Origin of the sequence: Sporosarcina sp. Marseille-Q4063 (assembly GCF_018309085.1) — a bacterium.
Taxonomy (GTDB): domain Bacteria; phylum Bacillota; class Bacilli; order Bacillales_A; family Planococcaceae; genus Sporosarcina.
This window is the reverse complement of record NZ_CP070502.1, coordinates 3,247,693-3,270,838: the sequence shown is the minus strand read 5'-3', so window position 1 is coordinate 3,270,838 and position 23,146 is coordinate 3,247,693. Positions and strand designations below refer to the sequence as shown.

Annotated in this window: 18 protein-coding genes and 1 riboswitch; of the genes, 4 read left to right on the top strand and 14 right to left on the bottom strand. The window is 40.5% G+C overall.

Annotation, left to right across the window (positions count from 1 at the left end):
* Position 1: 1 nt before the first annotated feature.
* From JSQ81_RS16625 to JSQ81_RS16595, 7 genes are all read right to left on the bottom strand, one after another.
* The gene (locus JSQ81_RS16625; RefSeq protein WP_212605119.1) at positions 2–1,636 is read right to left on the bottom strand and encodes a thiamine pyrophosphate-binding protein; all 1,635 of its coding nucleotides are present in this window, start codon (positions 1,634–1,636) and stop codon (positions 2–4) included.
* Between the two features lie 28 nt (positions 1,637–1,664).
* A complete protein-coding gene (locus JSQ81_RS16620) occupies positions 1,665–3,878 on the bottom strand; it encodes an EAL domain-containing protein (protein WP_212605118.1) in 2,214 nt (737 codons plus the stop codon).
* Between the two features lie 325 nt (positions 3,879–4,203).
* Positions 4,204–5,796: a long-chain-fatty-acid--CoA ligase gene (locus JSQ81_RS16615; RefSeq protein ID WP_212605117.1), complete on the bottom strand. Its 1,593-nt coding sequence runs from the start codon at positions 5,794–5,796 to the stop codon at positions 4,204–4,206.
* Between the two features lie 365 nt (positions 5,797–6,161).
* Positions 6,162–7,100 carry a nucleoside hydrolase gene (locus JSQ81_RS16610; protein ID WP_212605116.1) on the bottom strand — a complete coding sequence of 313 codons (939 nt, stop codon included), beginning with the start codon at positions 7,098–7,100 and terminating at the stop codon, positions 6,162–6,164.
* Positions 7,101–7,148: 48 nt separating this feature from the next.
* Positions 7,149–8,384 (bottom strand): NupC/NupG family nucleoside CNT transporter, encoded by a 1,236-nt coding sequence (locus JSQ81_RS16605; protein WP_212605115.1) that lies wholly within the window; start codon positions 8,382–8,384, stop codon positions 7,149–7,151.
* Between the two features lie 68 nt (positions 8,385–8,452).
* Positions 8,453–9,337 carry a ribokinase gene (rbsK, locus tag JSQ81_RS16600; protein ID WP_212605114.1) on the bottom strand — a complete coding sequence of 295 codons (885 nt, stop codon included), beginning with the start codon at positions 9,335–9,337 and terminating at the stop codon, positions 8,453–8,455.
* Between the two features lie 11 nt (positions 9,338–9,348).
* Positions 9,349–10,323, bottom strand: coding sequence for a LacI family DNA-binding transcriptional regulator (locus JSQ81_RS16595; RefSeq protein ID WP_212605113.1), 975 nt, complete (start codon positions 10,321–10,323; stop codon positions 9,349–9,351).
* A 344-nt stretch (positions 10,324–10,667) separates the two neighbouring features.
* A riboswitch (PreQ1 riboswitch) is annotated at positions 10,668–10,711 on the top strand.
* Between the two features lie 7 nt (positions 10,712–10,718).
* Between JSQ81_RS16595 and queC the strand changes: the two genes are divergently transcribed.
* From queC to queE, 3 genes are read left to right on the top strand one after another with little or no spacing between them, the layout of a single operon-like run.
* A complete protein-coding gene (gene queC, locus JSQ81_RS16590; protein WP_212607709.1) occupies positions 10,719–11,384 on the top strand; it encodes a 7-cyano-7-deazaguanine synthase QueC in 666 nt (221 codons plus the stop codon).
* Positions 11,381–11,806 carry a 6-carboxytetrahydropterin synthase QueD gene (gene queD, locus JSQ81_RS16585; protein ID WP_212605112.1) on the top strand — a complete coding sequence of 142 codons (426 nt, stop codon included), beginning with the start codon at positions 11,381–11,383 and terminating at the stop codon, positions 11,804–11,806. Before queC ends, queD begins: the two co-directional genes overlap by 4 nt.
* Positions 11,803–12,510 (top strand): 7-carboxy-7-deazaguanine synthase QueE, encoded by a 708-nt coding sequence (gene queE, locus JSQ81_RS16580; protein WP_212605111.1) that lies wholly within the window; start codon positions 11,803–11,805, stop codon positions 12,508–12,510. Before queD ends, queE begins: the two co-directional genes overlap by 4 nt.
* Before the next feature lie 171 nt (positions 12,511–12,681).
* Here the strand turns inward: queE and JSQ81_RS16575 are convergent, their stop codons facing one another.
* The 4 genes from JSQ81_RS16575 to JSQ81_RS16560 all read right to left on the bottom strand — a co-directional run bounded on the left by JSQ81_RS16575 (position 12,682) and on the right by JSQ81_RS16560 (position 17,854).
* Positions 12,682–14,424, bottom strand: coding sequence for a choline/carnitine O-acyltransferase (locus tag JSQ81_RS16575; protein WP_212605110.1), 1,743 nt, complete (start codon positions 14,422–14,424; stop codon positions 12,682–12,684).
* Positions 14,425–14,865: 441 nt separating this feature from the next.
* A complete protein-coding gene (locus JSQ81_RS16570) occupies positions 14,866–16,068 on the bottom strand; it encodes an acyl-CoA dehydrogenase family protein (RefSeq protein ID WP_212605109.1) in 1,203 nt (400 codons plus the stop codon).
* A 15-nt stretch (positions 16,069–16,083) separates the two neighbouring features.
* Complete coding sequence (locus JSQ81_RS16565) at positions 16,084–17,244, bottom strand: CaiB/BaiF CoA transferase family protein (RefSeq protein ID WP_212605108.1); 1,161 nt, start codon at positions 17,242–17,244, stop codon at positions 16,084–16,086.
* 295 nt (positions 17,245–17,539) lie between these two features.
* A complete protein-coding gene (locus JSQ81_RS16560; RefSeq protein ID WP_212605107.1) occupies positions 17,540–17,854 on the bottom strand; it encodes a DUF3870 domain-containing protein in 315 nt (104 codons plus the stop codon).
* A 283-nt stretch (positions 17,855–18,137) separates the two neighbouring features.
* Here JSQ81_RS16560 and JSQ81_RS16555 point away from each other — a divergent pair, with 283 nt between their 5' ends.
* Positions 18,138–18,845 carry a DUF443 family protein gene (locus JSQ81_RS16555; RefSeq protein ID WP_212605106.1) on the top strand — a complete coding sequence of 236 codons (708 nt, stop codon included), beginning with the start codon at positions 18,138–18,140 and terminating at the stop codon, positions 18,843–18,845.
* Positions 18,846–19,058: 213 nt separating this feature from the next.
* Here JSQ81_RS16555 and JSQ81_RS16550 read toward each other — a convergent pair whose 3' ends face one another.
* The 3 genes from JSQ81_RS16550 to JSQ81_RS16540 all read right to left on the bottom strand — a co-directional run bounded on the left by JSQ81_RS16550 (position 19,059) and on the right by JSQ81_RS16540 (position 23,132).
* Positions 19,059–20,210: a thiolase family protein gene (locus tag JSQ81_RS16550; protein WP_212605105.1), complete on the bottom strand. Its 1,152-nt coding sequence runs from the start codon at positions 20,208–20,210 to the stop codon at positions 19,059–19,061.
* A gap of 94 nt (positions 20,211–20,304) precedes the next feature.
* On the bottom strand, positions 20,305–21,483 hold the full coding sequence (locus JSQ81_RS16545; protein WP_249336563.1) for an acyl-CoA dehydrogenase family protein: 1,179 nt from the start codon (positions 21,481–21,483) through the stop codon (positions 20,305–20,307).
* Between the two features lie 113 nt (positions 21,484–21,596).
* The gene (locus JSQ81_RS16540; protein WP_212605104.1) at positions 21,597–23,132 is read right to left on the bottom strand and encodes a class I adenylate-forming enzyme family protein; all 1,536 of its coding nucleotides are present in this window, start codon (positions 23,130–23,132) and stop codon (positions 21,597–21,599) included.
* Positions 23,133–23,146 lie beyond the last annotated feature (14 nt).

The following is a 23,146-nucleotide window of genomic DNA, read 5'->3' as shown; positions in this document are numbered from 1 at the left end:
CCTATTGCCTCCCCATCGTTGGTGGAATTTCATGTTCATCAACGATTGCTTCAATTAAAATTGGCTTGTTGGTTTCTTCAATTTTATGTAATGCTTCTTCAATCGAATCAACCAGGTCATTAGGATTATAACATGTATATGCTTCTAGTCCCATAGATTCCGCAAATTTGGCCGCATCGAGTGGCGTTTCATAAATGCCGCCGATTGATGTACCGATCATTTTTTGCATCCCTTTTTCCACCATGTCTAATCGTCCATTATTCAAAACGATGAACAAGACAGGCGAGTCGTAGTTATATGCTGTTGAAATTTCCGTTCCATGCATGAACATACAGCCGTCTCCGACTAAGCAGACAATCGTTTTCTCTGGAGCTGCTAATTGTGCACCGATGGAATAGCCAATTCCGTTACCCATCGCACCGAAGATATCATCAAAGTAAAAAGTCCCAGGCTTGTGAATGTCAAAATATTTTATACCGTAGAACGAGTGGCTTCCATCGTCCCCGAAAATAATCGCGTCATCCGGAAGTGCGTTACGCATCGCCCGTAATACTTGGACTGCAGACATCGGTTCACCCGGTTGATTTATCTGAAGAAGTTTTTTCTCGGGTTGTGATAAAAAAGATTCGCTATCCGTTTCTGGAATATCTTTTAACATCTCTGTCAAGTTGGACTTAATATCGCCAAGTACAGGCGTCGTTGGTACTTGAATCGCTTTTCCAATATAGGTTGGATCATAGTCAAAGTGGATGACATGGTCGGGATGCATATCCACCGATAATCCAGCCGTCGACATGTCACTTAATCTCGATCCGATGACGAGTAATAAGTCGACCTGCTCCTCAAAGTATGCTGTCGCCTCGGGAGTTCCGCCCAATCCAAATGCTCCTAAAGAAAGTTTATGATTGGATGGAAATGTTCCTTTTCCTCCCGGCGTTGTGATGACAGGAATGTTCCAATACTCAGCAAGATGCTGTACTTCTTCGTAAGCCTTGCTAGAATGAACCCCTTTTCCAAGAAACAAAAGCGGACGATTCGCTACGTTCAGCTTTTCAATGACTTCAGCTGTTTTCGGTGAAATCATTTCATGGGACACGGGTAAATCGATTTGAAATGATTCAATTTCCTCCAATAAAACATCAAAAGGAATAGATAGATGCACGGGTCCTTTCACACCTGTCACTGCGATCTCCAATGCATGTTGCAAGAACGGCTGCAACATATCGCCTCGCTCTACCCCTGCACTGAATTTGGTGACGGATTTGAACATGGCGACTAGATCAGTACCAAATATGCTGGAATCCTGCCCCAGTGGTTTTCCTGTATCTTTCATCGAGGGATGTCCTGTTATGATTAATAACGGTATATTGGAAGCTTTCGCTTGGCCTGCTGCTGTAATCAGATTTGTTCCCCCCGGCCCGGACGTACCCACTGCGACACCGATTCTTTCATTCATCAAGGCATAACCTGTCGCTTCAAAACCTGCAGCTGCCTCGTGTTTGCTTAATACAAATTCTAAATCCTGGTTCAATAGCTCAAATAAAATTGGCGAGATTGCCTTACCGGGAATCCCGAATATATGGTGAACTCCCCAATGTTTAAAGTTTTCTACCAATATGGATGATGCTGTTTTCATATTGTCTTGCTCCTTTCTACGATTTTTGTTATCCCAAGTATCTTTTCTCTATTTCATCAGCCGAGCATGCTTCGCTGAAATAAAATCCCTGGCTAATATCACATTTATGTTCTTTCAAGAAATTTAGCTGCTCTATTGTTTCCACGCCTTCTGCAATCACTTCCTTGTGAAGGTTGTGCGCCAATGTAATGATTGCTTTCACGATAAAAGCACCATTCTGATCATTCATTAATTCATCGATGAAGGATTTGTCAATCTTAATAGAATCGATCGGAAAGTTTTTAAGGTAATTAAGTGAACTGTACCCTGTCCCAAAATCATCAATACTGATTCCGATTCCAAGTGCTTTCAACTTTTTCAATACGCGAATGGAATAATCGTATTCCATAGCCATGTATTCCGTAATTTCTACGACGAAACACTCTGGATCTAGATTAGTACGTTCCAAAACTTCCTCCATGAAAGTAATGAGGTTTGTCGTGAGAAATTGCTGTGTAGATAGATTCACGGACATTTTCAGTGGCGGCATACCAGCCTCCTGCCACTTTTTGTTTTGTGAACATGCTTCATTAATGACCCACTCGCCAATTTGTGTGATTGAACCGTTTTCTTCCGCTAGTTTGATAAACTTTCCAGGAAGTAAAAGCCCATGCACTGGATGTTCCCAGCGAATTAGCGCTTCAAATCCAACCAATTCGCCGGTTAGATTATGAACTTGCGGTTGATAATGAAGGACAAACTCGTTATTCTCAAGTGCTCTACCTAAATCTATCTCAAGACTATATTCATCTCTCATGTCAATTAATAATTCGGAAGTGTGAACGACATATCGATTTTTACCTTGTAATTTCGCTTGATACATCGCATTGTCAGCGTAAACCATTAGCTTTTCATATGAAATTGGGTAATCGGGATATACCGCAACTCCGATACTTGCTGTTGTGTGAATTTCTTTGTTTTTTATTAGAAAAGGTTGATCAAACAGATTGAGTATCGCTTCTGCTTTCATTTCAACATAATCAGCACCTTCAAAATCCTTGAGCAAGAAAATGAACTCATCACCACCCATTCGTGCAAGAATATCCTTTTCACCAAGACAAGTCGATAAACGCTTACTCACCTCTGTAAGAAGATAGTCTCCGTAAGAATGATTGAAATTATCATTAATGATTTTAAAACGATCCAAATCTATGTATAAAAGAGCTAACGTCCGAGACTCGCCAGAATGAAGTTCCTGGATGATTGTTTCTATTTCCTTTTTTATATATCGTCGGTTAGGCAATTTCGTTAATTCGTCGTGATAGGCTAAGTAGTTATACTGCTCTTGTAATAAATACCGTTCTGAAATATCTCTGAACTGACCGAAGGCACCAATCATTTTGTTCCCTTCATAAATGGGTTGTGCATCGAACAGACAGACGACAAGATTTCCAGATTCATCTTCGAATTTAAGTTCTTCATTATTAAAGATTTTTCCTTGTTCCAGTACCTCTTTGAAATAATCACCAGTTAAAGGGGATGTGCGAATATTTCTCCCGATGACTGAATCACGGGTAGTATTCGAGATCTTTTGAGCAAGTTCATTAAACTCGGTTGTGATTCCAAACTCATCTGTAATGACAATTCCATTTCGGGTTCTGCTTAACATGATTTGATTAAGAACATCTAATTTCCTGTTTTGTTTCCTCAGCAATAACTCTCTTTCAATCGAATCAATCGACTGGCTTAACATCGTTAAGAAAAGCGGATTCTGAAACTGGATTGGCATCATGATGCATACGCTGCCGAGCATTTTATTTTCATCAGTAATATAAAACGTCGTTCCATAGCACGCAATTCCATGAAGAAACGAATGATAATGTTGGTCGCCAATAATACTGATTGGATGCTTCTGTTGCAATGCGAGACTGATCACATTCGTTCCCGTATCTTCATGAGTGAAAAGACTGCCATTTTTAATGCCAAATTGCTCGATCATAGATTTGATTGATGCATCCCCGTCAATATCCAAAAGATAACCTTCTGCATCTGAAACAACCACGAGTATTGGCGTCCCTTTTAGAGAGTCTAGTAGTTTATTCGAGAAAAAACTCACAACGGATAATATTTCATTATAGGATTTTCTTCTATCTTCAAACGCTTCTGCACTTAAAAACTTCTTCGGTCTTGAAACCTCATTCGGATCCATGCCGGCCTCCTGGCACATTTTCTTAGACGCTGTTATGAAATAAGGTTCCTTCATACTAACATCCCCTTCCTGACTTCTACATGTATGTTAATAGTTAATAATAATCTTTTCAGTAATTAATGTTCTAAAAGCTTAGTATAACAGAAATGGAGTTTGTTGGTACTTTCGCCTGGAGCAGTAAAATCCACACTAGGCATAATTGACTAACCTAGTTTGCTAGGCACTCTTAACTAGGTACCTGTGCACGGTGCAATTATGACAATTCACGACTATGGATAAAAAATCAAAAAGGGTATCGACAAAGTGTATATTGTCGATACCCCTACTTTTACTTTATGCAATTGTAGTGTATTATCTGAATAGTGTGTTGCACAGGTACCTAATTCACCAAACGGCCTGTCTTGCCTTTCGATTCCCAATAACTGTCGCGAAGTTGAACTTTTTGAATTTTTCCTGATGCTGTTTTCGGAAGTTCTTCAACAAACGTAATTCCTGTAACTGCTTTAAAATGCGCCATTCTTTCTCTAGAAAAGTCGATGATTTCCTGTTCAGTGGCTGCCATGTTTGCCTGCAATACGACATAGGCGTGGGGTGTTTCTCCCCACTTCTCGTGCGGGACGGCGATGACGGCAGCTTCTAAAATAGCCGGATGTTCATAAAGAACACCTTCTACCTCAATCGACGATATATTTTCTCCGCCGCTAATAATGACGTCTTTCTTCCGGTCGACAATATTAATATAGCCATGTTCATCAATCGTGCCCATATCCCCCGTTAGAAGTCTGCCGTTTTGGAGCACTTCTTTCGTTGCTTCTTCGTTTTTCCAGTAGCCCTTCATCACGCCATGACTGCGGACGGCCACTTCCCCGACTTGTTTCCCGTCATGTGCAACTTCTTCTCCCGACTCATTAAGAAGACGTACATCGCTTCCAATCATTGAAAACCCAGCTTTTGCTTTCAATTCGGTTTGCGACGCTTTCGGTAAATCCGTTAGATGCGAACGAATCGTTGAAACAAGGCTTAGTGGCGAACTTTCTGTCATCCCATATACTTGGATGAACTCCCAACCAAGCTCTTCCTCCACACGTGTAATGAAAGCAGGCGGTGGTGCGGAACCCGCAATGACTACACGAACATCTTGCTCGATGCGCGGATGATGTTCGTCGTAATACTGCAATAATGCATTTAAAACTGTCGGCGCCATATGTAAGACGGACACATTATGCTTTTGAATAGCTTTGAAAATCGAGTCAGGAGTCGATTGACGCGAGCAAATATGCGTCGCCCCATTCGCCGTGTAATAAAAAGGAGATCCCCAACCGTTGACATGGAACATCGGAAGAACATGCAAGTATACATCAGAATCCGATACACGCAAATGGTGCATCGTGCTGAGTGCATGCAAATAATTATTACGATGGGTCAACATGACACCTTTCGGATTGCCCGTCGTTCCACTTGTATAAAGCAAGCTGCAAACATCATTCTCATCCAAATCCTCACGCTCAAATGGAGCAGAAGGAAACGATGCAAGCCATGTGTCATAGTCTATTTCCTTCGTTTCCGAATCTTTATAGTGAACAATAATATGTTCAATCGTTTCCAACTGATTTTTCACAGGGCGAATTAATTCATATAAATCCTGATCGACAAAAAGCACCTTAGATTCACTATGATTTAATATAAACACATAATCATCAGGTTTCAATCGAATATTGAGCGGAACCATAACAGCGCCAAGTTGAAAAACACCGTAAAACCCTTCTAACATTTCAAGTGAATTTCCCGCAAGATACGCGATATGATCTCCTTTATTAATCCCTAAATCTCGCAATCCACTAGATAACTGATTGACTCTCTCATTTAATTGGTTATAAGTAAAAACGCGTCCTTCACAATGAACCGCCTCTTTCTCTCCGTACAAAGCGACTGCCCGGTCGAGAAATTGCGGCAAGATTAATGGTACATTCATTACTATCACCTCATCATTCATTTTGTATAGTATATATCAATAGCAATATTCCGTCATCATAGAATAGTAAATTAATTAATTTTAGAAGGTACATTTAAAGAGGTACCTGTGGGAGGTACCTTTTGCGAGGTACCTGTGCAAGGTGCAATTATGACAATTCACGACGTTGAATAAAAAATCAAAAAGATATCGACAAAGCGTTACATAGTCGATATCCTCTTTTCACTTTATGCAATTGTAGTGAATTTACTGAATAGTGTCTTGCACAGGTACCTAATAAGCGGATACCTAATATGCAGGTGCCTAAGAAACATAAAAAAAACCAACGGAAACGTAGCGTTTCCGTTGGCAATCCAGACAGATAATTAAGATTTTCGTTGCTTCAGCGTATCGATAAACATGTCCACAAATTTTTCATGATTGACGTCCAAGCAAACTTCTACGTTTGGTTCTTTGTTCCAGATACCGCGGAAATCACAAATCGTTTGTCCGTAGTTTAATTCGCTTTTTGTTTCGACTTCAACGAAATGGTTTTCAGTTGTAACGATCGACGGATCCAATACGACGCCGATTGTTAATGGGTCATGAAGTGCACAGCCATCAACACCATATCTCTCCTTACTGAAACCTCTAAATACTTCAGAACTCTCGACAATGAAGTCATAGTACTTTGTTCCTTTTAAGTCTTCCATGCGCTCTCGCGTTAAAAATGTTTTATGCGTGACATCTAATCCGACAAGTTTCACATTGAGACCTGAATGGAATACAATTTTCGCAGCTTCCGCGTCAGCAAAGATGTTGAATTCTGAGTTCGGAAGTTTATTTCCCATTCCTGCTTTTGTAACAAGTCCGCCCATAATCACGACTTCGCTGACCCACTCCGCTAGTCTTGGCTCTTTCATTAGCGCCAATGCCAAGTTCGTTAGCGGCCCGACCATGATAAATGTAATATCGCCTTTATGTTTATTCGCTTGTTCAATCATGAAGTCTGGAGCGAAAACATCTGACTCCTCATCATCTACCGTTACATGATCAAGTGCGTTACCAATTCCATCACTACCATGCACGCGGAATTCATGATTCGGTTCTGTTAACAGCGGACGACTTGCGCCCCTGTAAGCTTTAATGTCTTCATTTCCCATAAACTTCAATATTTTCTTTGTGTTATTCATCACGTAATCGATTGGAACATTCCCATTCACACCCGTGATTCCAAGAATATCAAGCTGCTTACTTTCAATCGCGTAAAGAATCGCAAACGCATCATCAATCCCTGTATCGACATCTAAAATAACTTTTTTCATCCTAAATCTCTCCTCGTATATTATTTTGGAAAACGCTTTCTTAATTGATTAGAAGAAGAAAATCCCCACGATTGCTCCGTTCAAAAGGTTGGCCAATGTTGCAGCGATTAAGCCTTTAAGGGCCATATCTTGAATTTCCTTCTTACGTTTCGGTGCAATCCCTAACATGACGCCTAGAATAATACCCACTGACCCGATATTGGCAAATCCAGAAAGCGCAAACGTTAAAATAGCTACCGATTTTTCGGAAAATAAATCAATAATATCTTTAAATGACGCAAATGCCACAAATTCGTTAATGATAATTTTCTGTCCAAGTAAGTTTCCTGCCAACACTGCTTCAGACCAAGGAATCCCTAAAATAAACGCAATCGGTGCGAATACATACCCCAAAATTAATTCGAAAGACAAATCTGAAATCCCCACGAAGGAACCAATTCCTCCTAAAATTCCGTTCAGAAGTGCGATCAAACCGATAATAGAAACAAGGATCACAACTGCATTTACCGCAAACTTTAAACCTTCATTTGACTCAGTCACAATTACTTCCATTACACTGGATTTTTCCCCAGGTTCGCCTGCTACATCTTCGACTACTTTCCATTCATTTGGATCTAGCTCTTCCGTTTCCGGGATAATCAATTTCGCTAGCATCAAGCCTGCCGGCGCGGACATGATTGCCGCAGATAATAAATAATTAATCGGAATACCCATCGCAGCCAATCCTAGTAAAACTGCACCCGATACAGATGCAAGCCCACCGACCATAACCGCAAACAACTGGGAGCGTGACATCGTTCTGATATACGGTTTGACTGACAAGAAAGACTGTGTCATTCCCAAGAAAATATTGGCTGCTGCATTCGTGGATTCAATATGCCCTGTTTTCATAACTTTTGACAGGCCGCCACCAACAATTCGAACAAACCATTGCATAATCCCGAAATGATACAATAACCCGATAAGCGCAGTCAAATAGATCATGATGGCCAAGGCATTAATCGCAAAAATCGGTCCAGCCGCGCCTTCTTTATCTGCTAAAGAACCGAATACGAAAGCTAGGCCTTCAACTCCGTAATCCATTACTTTCGAGACGCCATCCGACAATTTTTGAATAATGGTTATTCCAACATCCCATTTTAAAACGATAAATCCTAACACGACTTGAGCGATAAAGCCCATACTCACTGTCCATATATTAATGGCTTTTCTATTTTCCGATAATAGAAAGGCGCCTAGAATTATAATCGTACAGCCCATTAATCCCCATAAAATATTAATCATTCTTCTGCTCTCCCCTCATATAATGAAGCTATACTATAATAGTAATTTGATCTAAAGCGCTTTAATTCCTAACCATTCTTGCGAATAAACTCGGTGATTTCTTCCCGAGTAGGCATTCCTGCTTGCGCACCTATTTTCTGAACAGAAAGTGCCGCCGCTGCATTTGCAAAATGAATTGCGGTCTTAACGTCATCTTTCATCCCGATTGCATAAGCAAATGCACCGTTAAATGTATCCCCAGCCCCCGTCGTATCAGCAGCTGAAACTGAATAACTTGGAATTCTTTGCGCCGTTTGTTGTTCATAATAGACAACGCCATCTTTGCCTTCAGTGACAATTAACTTATCTAGAAACTGGTTCATATCTATTTTTTCGGCTAATGCCGAACGCTCTAATTGATTAGGCGTAATAAAATCTGTTTTCGCAATCAAATCGGTAGACAAATCCGCAGCAGGTGCAGGATTTAAAATAAATTGCGTACCATGTTTTTCACAAAGTCGCGCAGTCTCTTCCACAGATTCAATCGGGATTTCCAATTGCGTAAGCACGACATCACTTTTCGCGATGAGACTTTCGAATTTCCTAATATATTCAGGCGTCGTATCCAAATTTGCGCCTTGATAGACGATAATGCTATTGTCGCCGTCCGCCAAAGTAATCATCGCGACACCAGAAGCTTTTTGTGTAACCGGTTCCACACCATTCAAAAAAATATTTTCCCGTTCCAAAAAGTTCATTAAATCAGCGCCGAATTCATCATCTCCGACCCTTCCGATCATGTGAACTTTCGCTCCTAAACGAGACGCAGCAACCGCCTGATTTGCTCCTTTTCCACCGGGGCTCGTATAAAAATCTTCACCGAGTATTGTTTCTCCCGCTTCTGGTCGCTTCATCGCAGTCACGACCAGGTCCATATTAATGCTTCCAACTACGGTAATAATTGGTTTCCCCACGACTTTCACTCCTATTTCCTTGTTGTCCCTCTTTCAATAATCCTCGTTTTTAATTCATATAACGTCTGTTCCTGCTCTTTTCCTTCAATCAGTTTGATTAAAAGTCGAGAAGCCATCGCACCCATATCGTAAATTGGTTGAGCTACGGTCGTTAACTCAGGATAAACCATTTCCCCGAAAGCAACGCCGTCAAAACCAATAATTTGTAATTCAGAAGGAATCTGAATGCCTCTTTTCAAAGCCACTTTAAGAAATCCAACTGCGATTGTATCGTTACTGCAAAAAATCGCATCTATGTGTCCATGTTTATCGAAAAAGTTATGAGCGACTTCTTCTGCCGCTTTCAGATTAAATGCCGATTCCTCAATGACATAATCCATTTTATTTTTCTCTATTTCATCAATAAATCCCTGATGCCGATCATTTACTGAAGTGATCTCCCGCGGTCCCCGAATATGCGCAATATGCTTGGCCCCTTTTTCGATTAGCAATTTTACAGCCTGTTGTGCACCTTCATAGTTGTTTGACGTAACAGTCGGTAATCCCGAAATATTGGCACGGTCCAAGACTACGATTGGCGTATTCGTATTTAACGTCATATCAGTCCTTGAAGATTGACTCGTCATAATAATGCCGTCTACATATTTCTGATGAAACAGATCCAAGTAATTCTGTTCTTTCTCGGAATCGCCATCTGAATTGCCAAGTAAAACTTTGTAGCCATAAATCATCGAAACATCTTCAACAGCTCTCGCTAACTCAGGAAAGAATGGGTTCGTAATGTCTGGCACAATTAAACCGATCATCTTAGACGTTTTATGGAATAAAGCTCTTGCAACTGAATTCGGTTGATAGTCCAATTTTTTAATAGCATTCATAACTTTTTGCGCTGAATCTTCGCTGACATAACCACTTTTATTCAAAAACCTTGAAACTGTCGCAACCGAAACGCCAGCTTCCTTCGCCACGTCTTTAATTGTCGCCATCTTACTCACTCCATCTCACATGTGTAACCGATTACATACCAATAATATAATCTAATACCACAAACATGTCAATAAAAATTTTGTAGAATTTTGACCGTTGTTGTGACGGTACCGTTTTCGGTACCTCTTTTTCGGTACCCTTTTTCGGTACCTGTGCAAGGTGCAATTATGACTATTCACTGCTTTGCATAAAAAATTAACTGTATATCGACAAAACGTTATACAGTCGGTATCCCCTTTTCACTTTATGCAATTGTAGTGAATTTACTGATTAGTTTCTTGCACAGGTACCTATCACTTTCCCTCTTGGACCTGCACATATGTTATCATTATCATTGTTTGGTAAAAAAGAGGTTCGCGAACTCCCTCTCTAAAAAACTAAGGAGATGTTTACTTTGAAGAATGAAAAAGCGGTCGTTGTTTTTAGTGGTGGCCAGGATAGTACGACGTGCCTGTTTTGGGCATTAAAGAATTTTGGTGAAGTTGCGACGGTGACGTTCGATTATGGACAGCGCCATTCGAGTGAAATCGAATATGCTCGGGCAATCGCAAAAGAACTCGGTGTATCATTCAAGGTGCTGGATATGAATTTGATTAACCAGTTATCTGCAAATGCATTAACACGAGACGATATCGATGTGAAAGAAGAGGACGGCGAACTTCCGTCAACTTTTGTACCTGGAAGGAATCATCTATTTCTCTCATTTGCTGCTGTTTATGCAGATGCCATCGGCGCTCGCCATCTTATTACTGGTGTTAGCGAAACCGATTTTAGCGGCTATCCTGATTGCCGGGACAATTTTATAAAGTCCCTCAATGTCACGTTGAATTTGGCAATGGATGGTCGTTTCGTCATCCATACACCGCTCATGTGGCTGGATAAATCTGAAGTATGGGCATTATCTGATGAACTTGATGCATTTGATTTCGTACAAGAAAAAACGCTCACTTGCTACAACGGGATCCCAAGTTCAGGATGCGGAGAATGTCCTGCATGCTTGTTGCGAAATGAAGGACTCACCACTTACTTGTCCCAAAAGTCAGCAGGTGCAACGAAATGATGCAACAATTTTATCCACAAGTGCAACATTCCTATCGATTCGAATTAAATAAAGACATGCATTTCTCAGCCGCGCATTTCATTCCAAACGAAGATGCCGGAAAATGTCAGATGATGCATGGCCATACGTACTATATAAATGTAACAATCGGAGGAAACAAATTGGATTCAACCGGTTTCCTCATTGATTTTAAGCAAATTAAAGATTTGATTCATAAAAAATATGATCATTCCGTATTAAATGATCATCCCGAATTCCAAACGAATTATCCAACGACTGAACGCTTAGCAGAACAGATTTGTAAGTCCATTCAAAAAGTACTTCAGACAAGAAGCAATCGGCCAGTCTGTCTCCAAGTTATTGTTCGGGAAACGCCGACAAGCTATGTCGTTTACCGACCAGAACAGGAGGACTCCTTATGAAAATTCCTGTAATGGAGGTATTCGGTCCGACGATTCAAGGAGAAGGCATGGTCATGGGGCAAAAAACGATGTTCGTCCGGACTGCTGGATGTGATTATTCATGTGCCTGGTGCGATTCAAGTTTTACGTGGGATGGTTCGGGAAAAAGTGAATTGAAACGTCCAAATGAAATTGTGGATGAACTGAAAAACATAGGCGGACAGTCCTTTTCACATGTTACGATTTCAGGAGGAAATCCCGCTCTTCACAAAGGCATCGGCGAGTTCATCGATTTATGCCACGCCGAAGGATGGAAAGTTGCAGTTGAAACACAAGCTTCATTTTGGCAAGATTGGTTGTTGAAAGTCGATGATATTACGCTCTCTCCGAAACCGCCGAGTTCCAAGATGACAACAGATTTCAGTAAACTGGACATTTTCATGGAGCGGCTTGCGAATTCCAATGCTAGTCTTAAAATTGTCATTTTCGATGATATAGACTTTCAATTCGCTGAAGAAGTACATCTGCGCTACCCGTCATTTCCTTTCTTTTTACAAACTGGAAATGAAGATACATCGACAACAGACGATACCCTCCTCGTTTCGACTTTGCTCAAACGCTATGAATGGCTAATCGAAAAAACGGTTCAGTCGACAATTATGAACGACGCGAAAGTACTACCCCAACTGCATACACTTGTATGGGGGAATAAACGCGGCGTTTAATGAAATAGTTGGAGGGACCAGTGGGAGGTACCTGCGCAAGGTGCAATTATGACTATTCACGAATTCGAATAAATAATCAAGGGGATATCGACAAAGTATTATACAGTCAATATCCCCTTTTCCCTTTATGCAATTGTAGTGAATTTACTGAGTAGTGTCTTGCACAGGTACCTAAAATTCTTGCTGGCTATTACCAATCTGACGTAATTCTTTCAATGCGTCTATTAAATGATTCGATAATTGACTTGCATAGTTCTTTTCCGAAACACGACAAGAAACGTTTATCGAAATTGACTGATCCAATAAAATATAAGCTAATCCAAACCCTCCCTCAACAACAGGTCCGAAAATCCGATATTTCACATTGTCATAAGCCATGCCACTTGTCGAGATAAAATCATGTCGCATCGTCAAATACCCTTCATCTTTAAAGATTTCCGGCAGTTCCTTTAACCCTAAATCTGCCCCGTGTAAATAATAAATTTGTTCAAGGCCGAACATATGCCTTTCAACACCGAAACCTTTACGACAATCGATTATCCGATCCGAATGCGCAGCGCCCGCTTTCTTCATCAATGAATACAAAATTTCATTGTTTTCTTCACCGTTTTCTAACGCTTTCACCAAGTTCCATTTTTCCGTACTAGTCGCTCTTGCACATTCCGTCCTTCCTTCATGGAAAACTCGGACAGACACAGGCTCATAAACACTTCTGAGTATGCCAAACGTTCTGTACTGGGCAATTTGCAAGGCCATATGGAAAAATGCATCAGGACTGATTTTCATGTTTTTTATTTCGTCAGAACCAAATTCCGAGAAAGTTCTTGATTTAACATGAAAATCACTTTTCGTTTGTACAAAATCTTTTTCAAACTTCGTTAGCGATTTTTGAACATCCGTTGAAATTTCCCATTCCATTTTTTCTATAACTGTTTTTTCAGCCGTCTGAATTAATTCAGGATCCTCAGTAGCAAGTCCGTCGTTAACATGGCTAATGACCGCAAATATCGTTGTGCCATCCACGGCAGTATGTTCAATACTGTAACCGAGCTCACCTTTTTTTGTAATGACGACCTGAATTGTCTTATCGAAATATTTATTCGATCCATTTAACATGAGATTTTCAATCGCTTCTTGCGAATTAATGCTTTCTTCGTCCATTGAAATTACAATAAGCGAATCCGCAATCGCTTGTAGATTTTCTGCATTTATTTTCGACACAGAAAGTTCATCATACACTTTCGCCGCTTCATCTCTTTTGGCTGTTGTAAATATGCCGACGTTTACGCCTTCATTTTTCTCCGAATAAAATACCTTTTCAATAGCCGCTGCGATTTCTTTACTTTGATAAATCGCACCTTCACTATTCGTTACATTTACTTTATAAAAGTTATTTTTATATAACATAATGATGTGATTATTTCTCTTATCAAATTCCGCCAGGCGAAATTCATCTCTTTCAAATCTAGGGATGCGCACAGAGCGGAAAAACTTTTTATATTGCCCCATATCAAGCGGAATTCCGCTAAGCGTGACAGGCTCTATTTCCCCGTCAATAATCGTATGATAAAATTCCGCTATCAAATGGCCTACTTTTCCAGCCAATTCAGCTCTCGTATAGCGGTTTTCATGCTTTTTATTGTCCAATAAAATATTGAAATTCATCCCAGTTGGCAAAGAACCGCGATACTTTAAATATAAATCATCCCAAAAAGGCTTGAGCCAACTTCCTGACAATTTATCATCCAATTCATGGAGTTTTTCCTGAAGTATCTCAGCTTCCCCGTCTTTTTGAAAAAATCGGTTCACAACTTCTGTCGTGTTCTGAAATTGCGATTCACTAAGGAGAGGTTCAACCCATTCGAGGAGTTTCGTTTGTGTGCTAGTTAATGGAGGAATTGGTAACGATGGCAATTCTCTTTCATAAGAAAATGTCTTTTTTATAATAATTAGTCCCTTCTATTATTTATTTTCTGCATAAAGAAAACTCGGCAAATGCCGAGCAGTAGGCGCTCTAAAAAGTCCCGTGGAAAAAGAAGATTGGATTTCCCAATCTTCTTACCCAGAATTTATGTATGCTTTTTTAACAACGCAGACATGACTAGTTCACCTAATATGATACCATTTTCCCACATGATTATCCAGTTTCCATTTCTTAAAGCGCGCTTTTTAAAGGTACCTGTGCAAGGTGCAATTATGACTATTCACAAATTCGAATAATAAACCAAAGTGGTATCGACAAAGCGTTACACAGTAGATACCACTTTTTATTTTATGCAATTGTAGTGTATTGTTGGAATAGTTTCTTGCACAGGTACCCAAAAAAGAGACTCTACATTTAGCATCTCAATTTCATTATATTGTCAATGCTTCTCCCCAACTCGGCAACATCTTATTCAACTCTTTATCCTCGCGATAACCCATGACGTACTCCGCTTGCATCACCGTGTGGATTTCACGTGTCCCCTCGTAAATAACCGGTGCCTTCGAGTTACGCAAATAACGTTCAACCGGATACTCATCTGAATAACCATTTGCTCCGTGGATTTGGACTGCGTCGTCTGCGGCTTGATTCGCGAAATCACATGCTTGCCACTTTGCGAGCGACGTTTCTCTTGTATTGCGTTTTCCTTCATTTTTCAATACGCCTGCACGGTAAACGAGTAAGCTGCTCATTTGGAAACCTGCTTCCATATTGGCAATCATTTGTTGAACGAGCTGATGCCTACCGATTTCTTTTCCGAACGTTTTACGGACATTACAATACTCGACACTTGCTTCCATGCACGCCATAATCTGGCCGACCGCACCTGCGGCAACTGTGAAGCGTCCGTTATCCAATGAGGCCATGGCAATTTTAAACCCTTCGCCTTCTTCACCAAGCAAATTCTCTTTTGGAACTTTAACATCTTCGAAAAATAACTCGCCTGTATTTCCGGCACGGATTCCTAGTTTTCCTTTTGTCGCAACGGATGAAAAACCTTCCCAAGTTCGTTCTACGATAAAGGCGGAGATTGCTTTATGCTTTTCAGAACGGTCGCCAGTGTATGCAAATACGAGGAAGTTATCCGCGACATCACATAACGAAATCCATGTCTTCTGGCCATTTAAAATATAATGATCCCCGTCTTTCACGGCAGTTGTTTGAAGCGCCGCCACATCAGATCCAGCTGCGGGTTCTGTTAATCCAAATGCCCCAATTTTTTCACCTTTTGCTTGAGGCACCAAGTATTTTCGCTTTTGCTCTTCATTGCCCCACTGCAAAATGGATAGGCTGTTTAAGCCGATATGAACGGAAACAGCCGTACGGAACGCCGTATCTCCTCTTTCCAACTCCTCACAAACAATCGCTAATGAATTATAATCCATGCCGCTGCCGCCGTATTCTTCTGGTATACAAACGCCCATTAATCCAAAATCCGCAAGCTTTTTGTAAATCGCCGGGTCCGACTTTCCTTCCCGGTCCCATTGCCCGATATGCGGCATAATTTCCTTATCTACAAATCCTCTTACCGTGCTGCGTAACATTGTTTGTTCTTCTGTGAATGAAAAATTCATATTTGTTCTCCCCTTTTAATTTGTTGTTTTATTCATACCAATCCGATCCATTATTTCTTCTTGATGCTCGCCCGGATTCGGAGGATGGAGTTTAATTTCAACAGGTGTCCGAGAAAACTTCAATGGACTACCGATCATCTTTATGGACCCCGCTGTCGGATGGTCGTGCGTGATGAACATATTTCGCGATTGAAGTTGTTCATCATTCACGACTTCTTCCAAGTTTTGAATCGGTCCGCTCGGGATATTATTTTCCCGACATTTCTCTTGCCAATACGCTGTCGATTTCGTCACAAAAACCTCCTGAAGCTTTGGAATTAATTCCGCCCGAAACTTCACACGTTCCCGGTTCCTCTTAAATCGGTCATCCATTGCAATTTCTGATTCGCCAAGTACATGACAGAGCGCTTTAAACTGGTTGTCATTTCCAACCGCAATGACCATTTCACCATCAAATGTTCTGAATGTCTGATACGGAACAATATTCGCATGTTCATTGCCTAGCGCGGTCGGGATTGCTTCAGACATCAAGTAGTTACTTCCGATATTCACTAATGCGCTAACCGCGGTATCATACAAAGCGATATCTAATTTCTGGCCAATCCCCGATTGCACGCGTTCTAGCAAAGCGGCCTGAATCCCAATACATGCATACAAGCCGGTCAAAACATCTGTAATGGCAACGCCAGATTTTTGCGGACCGGACTCCTTTGTTCCGGTGATGCTCATGAGGCCGCTCATTGCTTGGATAATAAAATCATAACCAGGCATGTCGCGACTCGGGCCAGTTTCACCAAAACCTGTAATCGAACAATAGACAATACGCGGATTTAGTTCATAAAGCGTATCGTAGCCCAGCCCAAATCGTTCCATCGTTCCCGTTTTAAAATTGTGAATAACGACATCACTTTCTCGCACGAGTTTTTTTACGACCTCGACCCCTTCTTCAGTTTTTAAATCAAGCGTAATTGATTTCTTATTCCGGTTCGCAGTCAAATAGTAAGCGCTAACATCATTTTTAAATGGAGGGCCCCATCCGCGAGTTTCATCGCTTCCGTTAGGCGCCTCTACTTTAATAACCTCAGCCCCAAGGTCTCCCAAAATCATCGTACAATAGGGACCCGCTAGAACCCTTGACAGATCAAGTACTTTAATCGTATTTAGTGCTCCAGCCACATTTTCACTCCCACTCTTTATTGAATTACAAAAAGCCAATTCAAAAAGACTACAGTTTTTCTGTAAGTCAATTTGAACTGGCTTTTATCTGGGGCAATAGCTCCGGAAAAGAACTATCAGCAGACTAGGCAGTTTTTGGCTTTCGTTAAATTAATGCTGATCATGTGCAATGAACGTTTGGACGTTTCAACATGATTCCTTATTTCTAATACTAGTACATGAATAGTAATTTGTAAATACAATTATTAAATTAATTCAAATGTTCTATATAGAACGAACAAAGTGTATATTAAATTTACTTCATGTCAATATAAGTACCATATTGTTTATACAAATCTTTCAACGCTGAAATTAATGCATTCCCCGCTTTACCTAAATAATGGTTTCTCACAATCTCAACTGGCTTATCAATGCCGTCTTGCAAACTATAACCTCTTAGCATTTGTTGAACAAATTCTTGTCCATGAAGCGTTGCCAATGTACAACTAGCCGTAACAATCACACCATAATTCTTATCGATTTCCGCTGTAATCGTTAGTGTTTCATACATATTCTGCGCCGCCATACCTGACGGAAGCCGAGCATGCCCCGCTATAAAAATAGTATTCATATACATCAAATCCTTTCTAAGCTACTTATACAATAATAACATGAATCCAAGACTCATATTAGTAAATTCAAACTATAAAGTGAATTTCAAAAAGGTACTTCAAAGAGGTACCTGTGCAAGGTGCATTTATGACAATTCACGAATTCGAATAAAAACCCAAAGAAGTATCGACAAAGCGTTACACAGTCGATGCCCCCTTTTATTTTATGCAATTGTAGTGTATTGTTGGAATAGTTTCTTGCACAGCGTACCTGAAAAAATCTTTGAATTGGGCGTGGTGAGCATGGAGAAAGCAACGGTAAAATTTCTTTTTGAAAATAATCGATATAGAATTATACATACGGATTCAAATTACTATTTAATAGATGTAGATCGTTCAATTTGGGGATATATTTTCTTCGTTTTCAATTGGATGATTCCACAAAAAGCATACATAATAACCGAGCGGGATGCTGATGATTTAATGGTTCACTATCATGGTGTAAAAGCACATAACATTTTTCATCTATTAGGAATTGGTCTTATGATGATTGTTTTTACTGTATTTATCCCAAAAGTATTTTGGCATTTTGGTATGAAACCAACTATTACTTTTAACGATTTGCGTCGAATTGGAGATGTCATTTTTGTAATGCCTACCGCTACATACATCATATTTTTATTTGCCACATTAGCGGCACCGATTATTTTGTATCGGGTATATTTATCTAGAAAATCACGAAAGAGACTCCTAGAGAAAGAGAATATTAATAAGTTACCAGTTGTCAAAATTAATATCGTTCCAAACTCGATTTCAAATGTTTTAAAAACGATTGGGATATATGTCTTTTTGATATTTTTGCTACTTGCTACTGCTTGGTTCTTCATTCAATTACATGGTGATTGGCTTATCTCACTATTTCTCGTGGGTACTTTTTCATTACTTTCACTTTCGAACAACTTCTCATTTGTTCCCGGAGCCTATAAAATTCGTTGTATACAGAAGAAGTGATAATAAAAGAAGGTACCTGTGCAAGGTGCAATTATGACTATTCACGAATTCGAATAAAAACCAAAAAAGGTATCGACAAAGCGCTACACCGTCGATACCACCTTTTGTCTTATGCAATTGTAGTGTATTGTTGGAATAGTTTTTTGCACAGGTACCTAACAAAGGTACCCAACAAAAAACTCGGTACCTAAAACTCAGCGACTTACAAGTGACCTACTCCAATCTTTCAATTACAGTGGCATTGGCCATTCCCATTCCTTCACAGATTGCAAGCAAACCAAATCGTTCATTTTTCCGTTCTAATCGATTTAATAACGTAACCAGTAATTTAGTTCCCGTCGCTCCGAGTGGATGTCCTAAGGCAATCGCTCCCCCGTCAACGTTTAACTTTTCATAGTCAGCACCGACATCTTTTAACCAAGCTAGGGGAACTTGAGCAAATGCCTCATTCACTTCATAGGTATCGATGTCCTGTATTGATAGACCTGCTTTTTCCAATACTTTTTTGGTTGCTTCGATTGGACCAGTGAGCATAAGCGTCGGGTCTGAACCGACAACGGATCGAGCAACGATACGAGCGCGCGGTTTTAATCCTAGTTCTTCCGCTTTTTCACGAGACATTAACAAGACAGCCGAGGCTCCATCACTAATTTGACTTGCATTCCCTGCAGTGATTACACCGTTTTCATCGAAGACTGTTTTCAAACCACCCAGAACCTCCAATGTAGTCCCTTCACGTGGTCCTTCATCCACAGCAAACAGGGTCGTAGTGCCATCTTCTTGTTCAACTTCCACAGGTACGATTTCATTTTCGAAATGCCCTTTTTCAATGGCGTCGAATGCCCGCAAATGGCTGTTTACGGAGTACTGATCTAACTCTTCACGAGTTAAACTCCATTCTTTTACCATTCTTTCAGATGAAAGGCCTTGGTTTAAAATTTCATATTGATCGGTCAGTTTCTGACTCGGATCTTTACCGAGTCCACTCGAAAACATCGGCTCACGTGTCATGCTTTCAACGCCGCCTGCAATGACGATGTCCATATCACCAGAGGCAATCGCCTGGGCCGCAAAATGCAAAGCTTGTTGACTCGATCCGCATTGGCGATCGATTGTTACGCCTGGTACATGTATCGGAAACCCAGCAATTAATAATGAAGTTCTGGCAATATTCATGGCCTGCTCTCCCACTTGGGATACGCAACCTATAATGACATCTTCCACCTCGCCTTTATCTATCCCGGCACGGTTCACGACTTCATCTAATACAATCGCTGCCAAATCATCTGGTCGCACATTGGCCAAAGCCCCTTTTCGTCTCCCTACTGCAGTTCGAACCCCTTCAACGATAACTACGTCCCTCATAAATATAATTCTCCTTTAAATTAAATATATTATGGTGCTTGTCTCAGTAACCATCCATACCCTCTTCATCAATTTTTCCTCGTTTTACTTCTTGCTATAATCCGAGATTTTTCGCAATAATCGTTTTCATAATTTCATTCGACCCAGCGTAAATGGGAACAACGGCAATATCGCGGTACCGGCGAGCAATTTTATATTCTTCCATATACCCGTATCCACCATGAAGTTGCATACACTCAGGAGCCATTTTTCTCGCATTATCCGAGATCCACCATTTGGCCATTGACACTTCTTTTTGAATATCTTTCCCTAACATATGTTTCACAATTAAATCATCCAAAAAGGTTCGACCAATCTGAACATGCGTTGCCATTTCAGCCAGTTTAAATTGGGTGTTCTGGAATTTACTAATCGGTTGTCCAAAAGCTGTCCGTTCCTTCACATAATCAATTGTCATACTCAGCATTTCCTCTGCTGCAACCTGTGCGCCTACGGCTGAAATAATTCTTTCCTGTTGCAACTCTTTCATTAAGTGATAGAATCCCTTCCCCTCTTCACCTAGTAAATTGGTAGCTGGAACTTTTACGTTTTCAAAAACCAGTTCTGCTGTATCCTGACTGTGCATTCCAACTTTGTTGAGCTTTCTTCCACGAGAGAAACCTGGCATATCGCTTTCAACTAAAAACAAACTAATTCCCTTATGTGCAGGGTCTGCTTTCGGATTTGTTTTCGCGACAACCACCACTAGATCGGATTGAATCCCATTGGAAATGAATGTTTTTTGACCATTTAAAACATAACTATCACCATCTTTAATAGCAGTTGTACTAATGGACGCCAAATCGGATCCTGCACCTGGCTCCGTCATAGCGATTGCGGTAATAACCTCCCCGCTCATGCAGCCAGGCAAGTATCTCCTCTTTTGTTCTTCGGTTCCAAAACTATTAATGTATGGAACAACGATACTACTGTGAAGATCAATACCGCCTAAGCCAAATCCGATACGGCATAACTCTTCGTTTAAAATAACAGTAAAGATAAAATCTGCCCCAAGACCTCCATACTCCTCACCTACCCAGGAACATAGAAATCCATTTTCACCCATCTTTCTCCAAAAACTACGCGGAACAAGTCCGTCTTCTTCCCACTGGTCAAAATATGGAATGGCTTCTTTTTCAAGAAACTTTTTCAAAGAGTTCCGAAACATAATATGTTCTTCCGTAAAATAGGATTGCTTACTAATTGTAGTTTCCATAACAGTAGCGTTTTTCATTCTTGCACCTCCATTGTTTGAACTAAATTGTAATTTCCAACGCTTTTTCTCGCTAAACTTTATAGACCTCATAGATTGACTTCCCTTTCACAGATTGAAGATTACGAAAACTCTCACGAAAAAATATTACTTTCAGCGTAAGCCTCTCTCAGCTGATATTTCATTAGTTTTCCAGAGGCGTTTCTAGGTAAAGCGTCTGCAAAAACTACTTTCCTAGGCGCTTTGAAACGTGCGATATTTACTTGAGTGAAATCTATTATTTCTTGTTCCGTAACTTCTACATTAGGTTTTTTCACAACAATTGCCGTAACTAGTTCTCCCCATTTCGCATCTGGGCTACCAATGACTGCCACATCGGCTACCATGGGATGCATGCCGATTGTATTCTCCACTTCAATGGAATAGATGTTTTCTCCGCCTGAAATAATCATGTCTTTATTCCGATCGACCAGTTGAATATATCCATCTTGATCTTTCATTGCTAAATCCCCGGTATGAAGCCAGTCGTTAATAATTGTCTTCGCCGTAGCTTCCGGATTGTTATAATACCCTTTCATTACAGTCGGACCTTTAAGTATTAGTTCACCAACCACGCCTGGTTCTACGGATTCCCCTTGCACATTCACGATATCCACTAAAGTGAACGCCGAGGGCTCTTTTCCAGCCATTCCGGCATGCTTTTTATGATCTTTCGGATATAAAGCAATTCCATTTGGTCCGCCCTCGGTTTGACCACATAAACTATACATTTGGTCGGTTCCGTAAAAGTCGATGCATTTACGAACCACGGCTTCCGACATCGGCGCGGCGCCATAAATAATTTGTTCTACTGACGAAAAATCAAAATCCTCATCTTTCGGTGAATTAAGAAATGCAATATGCATCGTTGGGACGGCAAAAAGGCTAGTAATACGGTACTTTTTGATATCTGCTAGAATTACACTCGGATCGAAATCGCGATAGACGACCGTTGTCGCCCCAATATAAAACCCACTTAGCATTCCAATCGACAATTGTGCGCAATGGAACAATGGTGCAAAATTCATCATTCGTTCATCCGGATGATAATTCAGCGTAAAGATGAACTGCAATGCCACGTACTCTACGCGATTATGATCAAACAATGCACCTTTGGGTAATCCAGTTGTCCCGGAAGTGTACATTAATTGCAAATCATCTGTGCCATTTAACTGAATGCCCGGATTTTCTGTTCTATCAATTAAAAGCGTTGAAAGAGACCTAAAGTGTTCATTAATTGCAAAAGGCGCAGAGAATTGTTTTCGAATTGATGGAATCGTCTTTACAGCTTCATGGACAATTTCTTCATACTCTTGGTCCGCAACAATAAAATTCGATTCAGATTGCGTCACAATATAGTTAATTTCTTTAGATAACAAACGGAAATTGATCGGAACGAGTACAGCGCCAATCTTAGCACCCGCATAGTATGTGAAAACAAAATCAGCAGAGTTCTTCATGAACATAGCGATTTTATCACCTTTTTTCACACCTTCATTTACAAAACCGTGTGCCAGCTGGTTCACTTTTGCATTAAACTCCTCGTACGTGTAAGTGCTATTTTGATAGATTAACGCTTCTTTATTCGGGTGTCTTAACGCATTCACTTCCAACATCTCAACAATATTCATTCCTTCTCCCCCTT